This window comes from Streptomyces sp. NPDC000941 (assembly GCF_053599555.1).
Genome location: NZ_JBSFMM010000124.1, coordinates 23,919 through 34,582 on the forward strand (window position 1 = coordinate 23,919; position 10,664 = coordinate 34,582).

General features: G+C 71.6%; 12 protein-coding genes. 4 read left to right on the forward strand and 8 right to left on the reverse strand.

What is annotated here, in order from left to right; all coding sequences use genetic code 11:
* Positions 1-28: 28 nt before the first annotated feature.
* The 3 genes from ACWDSL_RS32600 to ACWDSL_RS32610 all read right to left on the reverse strand — a co-directional run bounded on the left by ACWDSL_RS32600 (position 29) and on the right by ACWDSL_RS32610 (position 3,730).
* The gene (locus ACWDSL_RS32600) at positions 29-2,239 is read right to left on the reverse strand and encodes a hypothetical protein (RefSeq protein ID WP_450491564.1); all 2,211 of its coding nucleotides are present in this window, start codon (positions 2,237-2,239) and stop codon (positions 29-31) included.
* An 11-nt stretch (positions 2,240-2,250) separates the two neighbouring features.
* A complete protein-coding gene (locus ACWDSL_RS32605; RefSeq protein WP_450491565.1) occupies positions 2,251-2,763 on the reverse strand; it encodes a hypothetical protein in 513 nt (170 codons plus the stop codon).
* Positions 2,764-2,905: 142 nt separating this feature from the next.
* Positions 2,906-3,730 carry an alpha/beta fold hydrolase gene (locus ACWDSL_RS32610; RefSeq protein ID WP_450491566.1) on the reverse strand — a complete coding sequence of 275 codons (825 nt, stop codon included), beginning with the start codon at positions 3,728-3,730 and terminating at the stop codon, positions 2,906-2,908.
* Between the two features lie 147 nt (positions 3,731-3,877).
* Between ACWDSL_RS32610 and ACWDSL_RS32615 the strand changes: the two genes are divergently transcribed.
* Positions 3,878-4,819 carry a LysR family transcriptional regulator gene (locus ACWDSL_RS32615; protein ID WP_450491567.1) on the forward strand — a complete coding sequence of 314 codons (942 nt, stop codon included), beginning with the start codon at positions 3,878-3,880 and terminating at the stop codon, positions 4,817-4,819.
* Here the strand turns inward: ACWDSL_RS32615 and ACWDSL_RS32620 are convergent.
* Positions 4,816-5,394: a Clp protease N-terminal domain-containing protein gene (locus tag ACWDSL_RS32620; RefSeq protein ID WP_450491568.1), complete on the reverse strand. Its 579-nt coding sequence runs from the start codon at positions 5,392-5,394 to the stop codon at positions 4,816-4,818. The two genes, ACWDSL_RS32615 and ACWDSL_RS32620, sit on opposite strands and share 4 nt — an antisense overlap.
* Positions 5,394-5,603, reverse strand: a complete 210-nt coding sequence (locus ACWDSL_RS32625; RefSeq protein WP_043491624.1) for a helix-turn-helix domain-containing protein — start codon at positions 5,601-5,603, stop codon at positions 5,394-5,396. Before ACWDSL_RS32625 ends, ACWDSL_RS32620 begins: the two co-directional genes overlap by 1 nt.
* Positions 5,604-5,694: 91 nt before the next feature.
* Between ACWDSL_RS32625 and ACWDSL_RS32630 the strand changes: the two genes are divergently transcribed.
* A complete protein-coding gene (locus tag ACWDSL_RS32630; RefSeq protein WP_450491569.1) occupies positions 5,695-6,354 on the forward strand; it encodes a GNAT family N-acetyltransferase in 660 nt (219 codons plus the stop codon).
* Positions 6,355-6,489: 135 nt separating this feature from the next.
* The gene (locus ACWDSL_RS32635) at positions 6,490-7,485 is read left to right on the forward strand and encodes a hypothetical protein (RefSeq protein WP_450491570.1); all 996 of its coding nucleotides are present in this window, start codon (positions 6,490-6,492) and stop codon (positions 7,483-7,485) included.
* Here ACWDSL_RS32635 and ACWDSL_RS32640 read toward each other — a convergent pair.
* Complete coding sequence (locus ACWDSL_RS32640) at positions 7,430-7,924, reverse strand: MarR family winged helix-turn-helix transcriptional regulator (protein WP_450491571.1); 495 nt, start codon at positions 7,922-7,924, stop codon at positions 7,430-7,432. The genes ACWDSL_RS32635 and ACWDSL_RS32640 overlap by 56 nt on opposite strands.
* Positions 7,925-7,994: 70 nt before the next feature.
* On the opposite strand from ACWDSL_RS32640, the gene ACWDSL_RS32645 reads away from it, so the two are divergent.
* Positions 7,995-8,567 carry a carboxymuconolactone decarboxylase family protein gene (locus ACWDSL_RS32645; RefSeq protein WP_450491572.1) on the forward strand — a complete coding sequence of 191 codons (573 nt, stop codon included), beginning with the start codon at positions 7,995-7,997 and terminating at the stop codon, positions 8,565-8,567.
* 36 nt (positions 8,568-8,603) lie between these two features.
* Here ACWDSL_RS32645 and ACWDSL_RS32650 read toward each other — a convergent pair whose 3' ends face one another.
* On the reverse strand, positions 8,604-9,317 hold the full coding sequence (locus ACWDSL_RS32650; protein ID WP_353589591.1) for a response regulator transcription factor: 714 nt from the start codon (positions 9,315-9,317) through the stop codon (positions 8,604-8,606).
* The coding region (locus ACWDSL_RS32655; protein ID WP_450491573.1) for a sensor histidine kinase at positions 9,314-10,664 on the reverse strand (1,351 nt) is incomplete at its 5' end. The genes ACWDSL_RS32650 and ACWDSL_RS32655, both read right to left, overlap by 4 nt.

Sequence of the window (10,664 nt, forward strand, 5' to 3'; positions counted from 1 at the left end):
GGACCCGCACCGGCCGCCGGGAGGAGCCTCAGTAGTCGGCGCGCAGATGGATCAGGGCCTGGTTGCGGCCCTCGGCATGCTTGGTCTGGCCGATGCCGACGAGGTCCTTGGTGTAGTCGCTGTCCTTGGCGTGGCCGTGGGTCTCCGCCCAGTTGGCAACCATGGCGTCGACCTCCTTCTGGCCCGCCGTGAACTGTTTGGCGTTCTCCACGCTCGCGTCCAGGTTGGCCTCTTTGATGCGATCCCACATGATGCCGTGGGATTCGGAGCGGATGATCCGGTAGAGGATCTCCGAGCCGAACGCGGCGGCGTTGTTGGACACGAACTTCGGGCCGATGCTGGTGACGCTGGTGAGGGCGTTGTTGAAGTCCCGTTCCCACTGGATCTTCTTGTCGCGGTCGTCGAAGAGGACGTCCGCACGCACCCCGTCGTACATGCCGAGGGCCGAGGACGCCTCCTGGATCGGCACCCGGGTGTGCTCGGAGATCTTCTCCGGCATGCCGGCGAAGGTCCCCGCCGCGTAATGCCGCTCGGCGTTGTAGAGATCCGCGAACGCGCTGGGGTCGTTGGCGACCCCGCGCATGATCTTGACGAGGTGTTCCTCGGGGACGGAGACCCTGAGTTCGCCGTTCTCGTTCCAGAGCCCGTTGTGCTCGCGGTAGAGGGTGTTGTCGCGGGCGAGGGTCTGGTGCAGGTCGGGGGTGAAGTCGGCGAGGATGTTCGCCATCGGCTTGCGCAGCATGGGGTCCAGGTTCTCGGCCGCGCCCGCCTTGTTGAGCGACTCGATGGCCTGGTACATCACCCGGGCCTGGTCCTCGGTGTGCTTCCCCAGGGGGTAGTCGGTGCCAGGGACATGGCCGGTGGCGGCCGCTTCGAGCGCGGCGCCGAAGCCCATCTTGCCGAACGTGTCGTCCATCGACATGGGCGGGCCGTAGCCACCATTCATCACGTTCTTCGGCCAGTCACGCTGCTCGATGAGATAGGTGAGGTGGTCGTTCTTCAGCGGCCCCTTGCCCTCGGGGTCGAGGAACGCGGTGGCGGTGTCGGGGTCCTTGCTCATGAGGCCCAGGACGGTGTCGAGCGGATCGTTGACGAATTTGGGGTCGGCGCCGGTCCACTCGTCCCACACGCCCGAAGGCTGTTTCTTCTCCGCTTTGATGATGTCGTCGCCCAGTGTGTAGAGGTACTGGTCGTCGAACTTGTCGTAGTTCTGGAGCATGGTCAGATACGACTGGTAGCCGTACCGCGGCACCTGCTTGCTGCCGTACTTCTCGAAGCCGACCTTTCGGACGCCTTCCGTCCACTCACGGAAGAACTTTCCGTCCGGGCTGTTCAGCCAGGCGTTGAACTGCGGTGAGCCGGGCGGGCGCTCCTTGAGGGTTCCCGGCACCTCGGTGGCCGTGGCCACCGAATGGGCCAGCCCCTGCTCCACGGAGAGATATTCGGTGTTGCTGACCGTGCCGTCGCGGTTGTACGAGAGCCCGACGAGCTTGTCGCTCAGCTTGATGGCGTCCCCGGCGCCCAGGCCGCTGAGGAACGTCTGGCTGAAGGGCTTGCTCTGCGCGTTGTTGCGCATCAGTATCTGCATTTCCTTCAGCTCCGCGGGCGACAGCTTCCCGTCGACGAGCTTCTCCCCGAGGTCCGTGGCCCGGCGCCCCTCGTACACCTCGACATCGCCCTGCGCGGCCCCGTTGAAGCCGTGCGGATCGCCCTTGCCGTCCGTGTCCTTCACGGACTCCCGCAGCGCGAGCTTGACGCCGTAGTCGGCGTCGTCGACGGCCTGGACGGCCTGCTCGATCCGCTTGGTCCAGGAGCGCTCGGTCTCCGCGAGGTCGGGGTCGTGGTGGGCGGAGAAGGCCTGCTCCTTGGTGGCCTTGGCGTAGTCGAAGGTGCACCGGCCGTCGGCGTCGACCTTCATCCCGGCGTCCTGGGCATCCTTGACCGCGCCCTTGACCAGGGCCACCAGCCGTACGAACTGGCCGTGGGCGTCGCGCAGCAGATCCGCGACGGCGCGCGCCTCCACTTGGGCCGCGTCGAACTCATGGCGGGTGTTGGTGGCCAGATTGAGGTGGGAGTTGGCGCTGACGCCCTTCCAGGACGTACCGGCGCTGATCTTCTGGACCTTGGTCTGGTAGGTCGTCTCCAGCTTCTGGAGCTGGTCGGCCATGTCGTCCCACGCCTGGGCGGCGTCGGTCAGCTTGGCGAGGTCGGTGTCCATGACCTGGCGGTAGGTGACCATGTGGTTCCCTCTCAGGGGTGCGAGGAGGTGAGGGGGAGGGGCAGCGAGGGCTGCGAGCCGCCGTCGGCAGGCGTGCCGTACGAGTACGTCGGGAGCGGGAGGACAGGGCAGAAGCTCGAACCGGTCTGCAGATCGGTGCCCGTGAAGAGGGTGTTGGCGCCGCGCAGGGCCTCCTTCTCCCCGCCCATCCGCTTCGTCAGGGCCTTCACCTGCGTCTGCCACTCGGTCAGGACGTGCTTGAGCCCCAGGGCCGTGTCCCAGCCGTGGAACTCGCTGATCGCGGTGTTGGACTTGGTGTCCGCGTCGTCGCCCGCCTTGGTCAGGCCCGGCTCCAGCTCGTCCTCGATCACCCCGGCCGCGGTCTTCTTCTGCGCCGGAGACGTGCACAGCCCGCCGTACGGGGTGATCAGACCACCGCCGCCACCGTCGAGCTGGTTGAGCCGCATACCGCTGGACCGCCCCGGCGCCGAGTGCTCCTCCTGCGCGGCAGCCTTGAGCTGGGCCCATTCCTCGTCGAAGGACATCTTGAACTTCCCCCCGTCCCTACACACGGCGCGAAGCCGTCGACTATCCCCTGGGCATGGTTCGGGACGACGGAATACAGATCTTTACGAGGATGGAAACAACACCCCTACACAAGCTGTAGATCTTGGGCTTCGTCGCAGGTCAGCGCACCTGTGGCAGGGAGTTCAAAAACTGCCGGACGGCCGGGGCCACTGCCTCGGCGAGGTCGGCGGCGGTGCGCAGATCCGGCGAAACGCCCACCTGAGCGAGCCGGCCGCGGGGCATGATCCGGGCTGCGCGCGCCGCCAACTCGGTCGGGTGCCGCGCGTCGGTGCCGGGCACGATCAGGGTGGGCGCCTGGACCGCGGCCAGCTCGGCGATGTCGCGGAAGGCCCGGTCGTGGCCGATATGCGCGGCGGCGGCGACGCTGGCCGGGTCCGTACGCGGAAACGCGTCGCGCACCATCGAGCCGATCACCGGCGGCATCGTCTCCAGGATCGGCGCCCATGCCGCCTCGAGCCCGTCGGCCAGGACGCGGGCGGCGAACGCGTCAAGGAACGCGGTCTCGGCCGCTTTGGCCTCGTCGTCCTCGATGTCCTCAAGGCTGATCAGTACGGTGGCCGCCACCCGGTCGGGGTGGGTGAGCGCGGTGCGCAGTGCGACCGTGGCACCGAGGCCGGTGCCGCCCAAGACGGCGCCGGGCGCCTCCAGGTGGTCGAGCAGCGCGATGACGTCGTCGGTGTACCGCGCCCAGGTGTGCCGGGACGGATCGGAGCAGACGGAGCGGCCGTAGCCCCGTACGTCGGGGAGGACCACCGTCACACGGTCGGCCAGCAGCCGGGCCAGGGGCAGCAGGCTGTGGTGGTCCGGGCCCCCGCCGTGCAGCAGCACCAGCGGCGGGCCGGCGTGGTCGGGCCGGCCGGCCGTGGTGGCGTACAGCGGACAGCCGTCGCCGCCGTGGAAGGTGAACTCGCCTACCGGGATCATGGGTTCGCCTCACTCTGCCTCATACGCGGATCCGAATGGCCGCTCCTGCGAGGCTAATTGGCGTCTTCGCGGCAGACAAAGACGACTATGGTGAGGTGGTCATAGTCAGATGGCTATGACGGGTGCGCGGGGGAAGGGGCCGCCCGGGTGGACAACCGGATCTCGCTGCACAAGCTGGAGGTCTTCTGCACGGTCGTCGAGCTGGGCGGGATCGGCCGCGCCGCCGGCCGGCTGTATGTCTCCCAGCCGGTGGTCAGCGGCCATATACGGTCCCTGGAACAGCGCCTGGGCGTACGGCTCTTCGACCGGACCGGACAGCGCCTCGAGCTCACCGACGCCGGCCGGGCCGCGTACGGCTGGGCGCGCGACACGCTGCGCCGCGGCACCGAGCTGGAGCGCGAACTCGCCGGGCTGGCCGACGGGACCGCGGGCGCCGTGGCGGTGGCCACCAGCATGACCGTGGGCAGCTATCTGCTGCCGCCCGTCCTCGTCGACTTCGCCTCGGCCCACCCGGCCGCCCGTATCGCCGCGCATGTGCTCGACCCCGACCAGATCTGGGAGGCCGTCACCTCGGGCCTGTGCGACCTGGCCGTGACCATCGCCCACCGGATTCCGGCCGGTCAGGGCCTGTCCGGCGAGCTGGTGGGGCATCATGACCTCGTCCTGGTCGGCGCCGAGGGGGCGGGGGTGGGGGGCTCGGCGGACTCCCCGGTCCAGGTGGCCGACCTCGCGCGGCTGCCCTTCGCCTCCACACCGCGCGGCTCCCGCCGCCGGGACATCGAGGACATCGAACTCGCGAAGCTCGGCGTCATCGACCGCGACGTGGTCATCGAGCTGGGCCACCCCGAGGCGATCAAACATGCCGTACGGGCCGGGCTCGGGGTCGCGCTGCTGTTCCGCGCCTCGGTCGCGGCCGAGCTGGCCGACGGCTCGCTGCGCGAGATACGGATCGCCGACGCCCGGCCGCGGCTGCCGGTGTTCGCCGTCCGGCGCGCGGACCGGCGGCCGTCCGCCCTGCACCGGACGCTGCTCGCCGCGATCCACCGCGCCCTGGGCGACGACCCGGATGGCGGTGGCGAGGAGTCCTAGCCCGCCTCGGCCCGGCGGCCCGCGAGGGCCCGTTCGACCTGGACGTACGTCACTCCGTGGTCGGCGAGCACATGGGCGGCGACGCCCGGGCGGGCGGTCAGGGCGAGCAGCAGATGCTCATCGCCGATGTACTTGTCGCCGCGGCCCAGCGAGATCCGCAGGGACCGCTCCAAAACCGACTTGGCCTCCCGCGCGAAGGGGCGCCGGAGCGGGCGGCCACGGCGACGGGCGGTCTCCGCGGGCTCGGCGAGGGCGCCCGGGCCATGGACCCGCTCGACCCGCGCGACGACCTCCTCGACATCGATGCCGAGCCCGGCCAGGGCCTTCGCGTCCTCGGCCGAGATGCCGCCGCGGCGGCGCACCGCGGCCAGGTCGCGCTCGATGGCCACGCGCCGGCCGGCCGCGCCGAGGGCGGTCAGGACGTCGGCGGCGGGGGTGCCCGTACGGTCCAGGAGCGCGAGCAGCAGCTCCGCCTCCCCGACGGTGCCGCTGCCCGCCCCGCCGCCCATGCCGTCGGCGTACTCCACAGCGCCCTTGACGACCTGGCGCGCGCTGGTGGTGAACCTCTCGAACATCAACGCCTCCCGTGCTTCTTGTGGACCGCCTGCCGGCTGACGCCCAGCTCGGCGGCGATCTCCTGCCACGACCAGCCCTTCGCGCGGGCGCTGCGCACCTGCACCGCCTCCAGTTGCTCCAACAGCCGGCGGAGCGCGGCGACGGCACGCAGCCCGACCCGTGGGTCCTGGTCGCCGGCCCGCTCGGCAAGGTTCGTTGCCTCGGTCATGGTGTCAATGTAGGTTGACGCAACGGAAGGCGTCAACCCTGGTTGACGAAATTGGTTCGACGGGCGACCCTGCGTCCGGCAACCTCTCGTCATGGAACTCCATTACTGGCCGCCCTACGGGTTGCGGCTCACCACCCCACGCCTGGAACTACGCCTCCCGGACCTGGAACTTCTCGACGAGATGGCCGCGGTCGCGGCGGCGGGCGTACACGACCCCGCCGAGATGCCGTTCTCCTTCGCGTGGACCGACAACCCCCCGGAGCAGGTGGGGCGCAGCAGCTTCCAGCATCTGCTGGGCAGCATCGCGCAGTGGAGCCCGGAGAAGTGGAACATGAGCTTCGCGGTGCTGCACGAGGGCAAGGTGGTAGGCCGCCAGGACCTGTTCGCGACCGACTTCGCGGTGACCCGGCAGGCGGAGACGGGTTCCTGGCTTGGCCTGGCCCACCAAGGGCAGGGCATCGGCACGGAGATGCGGGCGGCGGTGGCACATCTGGCCTTCGAGGGGCTGGGGGCGCGCAGCGTGATCTCCGGCGCCATGCTGGAGAACGCGCGGTCGCTGGGCGTCTCACGGCGCATCGGCTACCGCCCGGACGGGCTTGAGGTGCTGTCCGTACGCGGGCAGTCCCGCACCCTCCAGCGGCTGCGCCTGGAGCGAGCCGACTGGGAGGCGCGGCGGACCGTCCCGGTGGAGGTGGCGGGTCTGGAGCCGTGCCTGGAGCTGTTCGGGGTGGGCGCCCCGGACGGCGAGTGAGCTGGGTAAGCCAGTGCCTGACTGATGAGAACCGGCTCCGCCGGACGGGGGAGCCGGGTGGTTCCGGCGGTGGATGCGGGCGCGCGGGGTGGGGTTCGAGGCTGGGGTTCCGGCGGACAGAGGAGGGAAGTCCGGATGGAACGCTGGGATCGGATCGGGCGGCGCGCGGCCTACGGGGCGGCGCTGGCGCTGCTGCCGTATGTGCTGATCAAGGTGTCGTGGGTGATCGGCTCGCTGGCGGGTCTTGCCCCGGTCGGAGGGGGTTTCAGCCTGGCCGGGTGGGTGCTCTTCAACCTGGTGACCGTCGGCATGGCGGGGACCGGGATCGCCCTGGCCCTCGCCCTCGCACGGCCATGGGGGATGCGGATACCGGGGTGGCTGGTGGCGTTCTGCGCCTGGACGGGCTCGGGGTTCCTCGTGTCCGTGCTGCCCTACTCGATGCTCAGCGCACTGCTGGACTCCGGGTCCGGCGATCGGGACGGGGGCGACGACCCTGTGATGCCGGGCTGGGAGGCCGCCCTGGTCCAGTTCGGCTTTGTCGGGATGGGCCTGGGGCTGACCGTCGCGCTCCCCGCCTACCTGCGGCGACGCTGGCCCGCGGCGTTCACCGGGCGCGTCGGGGACGGTGAAGGTGCCAGTACTGGTAGCGGTGCCGGTACGCCGCCGTGGTCGGCCGTCGTCGCGGCCGTGGTCGGGCTGGTCTGGCTGTACTGGGCGGCCGGCGGCACCCTGGGAATCGCGCATCCGGCCGAGCGGACCGGCAGCGGCTACCTGCTGACCGGTATGGGCGCGGGGTGGGCGCTGGCCGGCGCCGCCGCCCTCTGGGCGCTCGTCCGGGCACGCCCGGCCCGGCTGCCCCGCTGGCTCCCGATGGCGCTCGGCTGGCTCGGCTCGGGCTCGCTGTTCGCCTGGAGTGGCTGGAAACTGCCGGTCACACTGTCCGTTTCGCTGGCCCACCCGTCCGAAGTCACGCAGCCGGAGAACCTTGCCGTTGCCACGGTGCTGCACCTCGCCGCCGTCGTGGCGGGCGCCGACATGATGCGGAAACTGGTGGCCCGCGCCAGCGGCGATGGACTCAGGGGCCGAACCACCCGGCCGCATCGAGGCGGAAGCCGCTGGGCGGCACCATGACACTCAGGTCGTCCTCCAGGTCGCGCAGCCGCTCGGGGCCGAGCGCCGCGGCCCACTGGGCACGCAACTCCTCGAAGACGGCGGCCGATTTGGCCAGCGCGTCCAGGCCGCGCGGGGTCAGCCGGATGACTTTGCGCCGGCCGTCCGCCGGATCGTCGGCCCGGACGGCGTAGCCCAGCGCCTCCAGGCGGTCGGCCGTCTTGCCCGCGGCCTGTTTGGAGACGCCGAGCCGTCGGCCGAGCTCGCTGGCGGTGGCCCCGTCGCGGCCGATGGCCTGCATGGCGAAGCCGTAGGCGGCGCGGCCGTCCGGGTGGCCCTGGCGGGCCAACTCGGCGTGCAACTGATCGATGATCGACCGGAATCCGGCGAACAGCAGCAGAGGCAGCTCGTAGCCGGGCCGTTCCTGGGCGCGCGGCATGCGCTGGATCTCATCGGCCATTGCGCAACTCGACAACCTGGTTTACTTTTTCGACAACCACGTTGTCCATCCTAGGTCAGGGGGATCCGTCATGCCCACCCACCCGTCCACCCCGTTCGTCGATCACACCCCGGAGTCCGCCCCGGCCGCCTCGCGCGGCCTCATGGAAGCCGTGTCCCGGCGCCTGGGCTACCTTCCGGCGCCCGTCGGGCGGCTGGCCACCGCGCCCCAGCTGCTGGACGGCTTCCTCAAGCTCAGCGGGCTGTTCGAGACGACGACCCTGGACCCGCTGGCGCGCGAGGTGGTCATCCTCACCGTCGCGACCCGCAACGCCTGCCACGTCTGCGTCGCCATGCACACCGGCAAGCTCGCCACGCTCGGCGCGGACGCCGAACTCACCTCGGCCCTGCGGGAACGGCGGCCCCTGGCCGACGAACGGCTCGAGGCCGTACGGGTCTTCACCATCGAGGTCCTGGACCGCGCGGGGGCGGTCGGCCCCGACGCCCTCGACGCCTTCCTCGCGCACGGCCACACCCCGCGCAACGCCCTCGAAGTGGTGCTGGGCATCGGCGCCTACACCATGTCGACCCTGGCCAACCGGCTGGTCGACGCGCCGCTGGACGAACAGCTCGCGCCCTACGCCTGGCGCGAGCACGCGGCCTGAGCCGCCGGTCCTGACCCGACCGTCTCGGTCCGCCGGTCAGGGCGCCTCGGAGCGGGACGGGGTGACCAGGCCGCACTCATAGGCCGCGATGACCAGTTGGGCCCGGTCACGGGCGTCCAGCTTGCCCATGATGCGGCTGACATGGGTCTTGGCGGTCAGCGGCGACAGCCCGAGCGCCTCGGCGATCTCCGCGTTGTTCAGGCCACGGGCGACGAGGGTGAGCACCTGACGCTCCCGCTCGGACAGGGCGCCGAGCCCCGCGGCGGCCAGGGCCGCGGGCGGCGGGGCGGCCGGGAGGCGCAGCATGCGGGCGATGAGGCGGGCGGTCGGACCAGGAGACAGCAGGGACTCGCCGGCCGCCACAGTCCGTATCCCGTCCAGCAGATCGGCGGGCCGGGTGTCCTTCACCAGAAACCCGGAGGCCCCCGCGCGCAGCGCCTCGACGATGTGGTCATCGGTGTCGTACGTGGTCAGGACGAGAATCCGGACCCCGGCGAGATCGTCGTCGGCGGCGATGCGGCGGGTCGCCTCGATGCCGTCGAGATCGGGCATGCGGATGTCCATGACGACCAGGTCGGCGCGGGCGGTGCGGGCCAGTTCGACCGCCTCCCGGCCCGTGCCCGCCTGTCCGACGACCTCCATACCGGGAGCCGACTCGATCAGCATGGCGAAGGCCGCGCGTACCAGCGTCTGGTCGTCGGCGAGCAGCACCCTGATGGGGGCGCTCGGGGTCGGCTTCGTCGCGCTCATGCGGTTCCCTCTGTTCGTGATGTGGGGAGCGAGGGTGGGGGCGGCGCCGCGCGCTCCCACGCTGACCTGCCGTACGGGAGGACGGCCGTCACGGCGAAGCCGGGGCCGTCCTGGCGCGGCCCGACGGTCAGGGTTCCGGCCACGCTGCGGGCGCGTTCGCGCATGCCGACGAGGCCGTAGCCCTGCGGTCGGTCGGGGTCCTCGGCCGTGGACGGAGGCGGACCGTCGTCGGAGAAACCCGAGGGACCCGAGGGACCCGAGGGACCCGACAGACCAGGCGGACCGTCGTCCACGGCCGCGACGCACAGGCCGCCGGCCCCCTCCCGCGCCACGGTGAGCCGCACCAGGGTGCCGGGCGCATGGCGTACCGCGTTCGTCAGCGCCTCCTGCACGATGCGGTACGTGGCCGCACCCACGGCCGGCGACAGGTCCGCCTCGTCCACGTCGACGGTCAGCCGCACCCGTACGCCCGCGGCCTCCGCTGCCGCCGCCAGGTCGGCAAGACCGGCGAGCCCGGGCGGCGGCCCCGTACCGACTCCGTCGGCCCCGTCCGCCTCCCCGGCCTCGCCGCCCTCCCCCGCCCTCAGCACCTGCAAGGTCGCCCGCAGCTCGGCGCGCGCGTCGCGGCAGGTGTCGGAGATGGAGTCGAGCGCCTTGGCCAACGTCCCGCGGTCGAGCCGGTCGGGGTCGGCGATCAGGACATGGGCGGCGACCGAGGTCTGGACGCCGATCAGCGTGATGCTGTGCGCCAGCAGGTCGTGCAGATCGCGGGCGATCCGCAGCCGCTCCTCCGCGACCCGCCGGGCGGCCTCCTCCTCGCGGGTCCGCTCGGCGCGCTCGGCCCGTTCGACGATCGCCGCGATGTACGCGCGGTGGATCCGTACGGCCTCGCCGACCAACACGACCGACAGCACCCAGCCGGAGGTGCGCAGCATGTCCACCGCGCCATGGGGTCTGCCGCCCCACGACATGATCGTCACCATGAGCCCGATCACAAAGGTGACGGTGAGCAGGGAGCGCAGCGGCGGGCCGAGGACGGCGAGGGTGTAGAGGGCGGTGAGCCCGGCCGGGACGACGGCGACGTGCTCATAGTTCAGTGCGTGGTACGGCCCGACCATGAGGACGACCGCCACGGTGACGAGCATCGGGCTGTGCCGGCGCCCGATCAGCGCCACGGCGCTGCCGATGAGCAGCGCCCACCCGAGCGCGTCGAGCCGGCGGTTGCCGTCCACATGCGCGAACAGCGCCAGCCCGCACTGCACGGCCAGCACGGCCGCCGCGACCGCGGCGTCGACCCGCCGCCGGGACGCGGCCTCGGCGGGGGTCTCGGCCGCGGCGCGGCGTCGG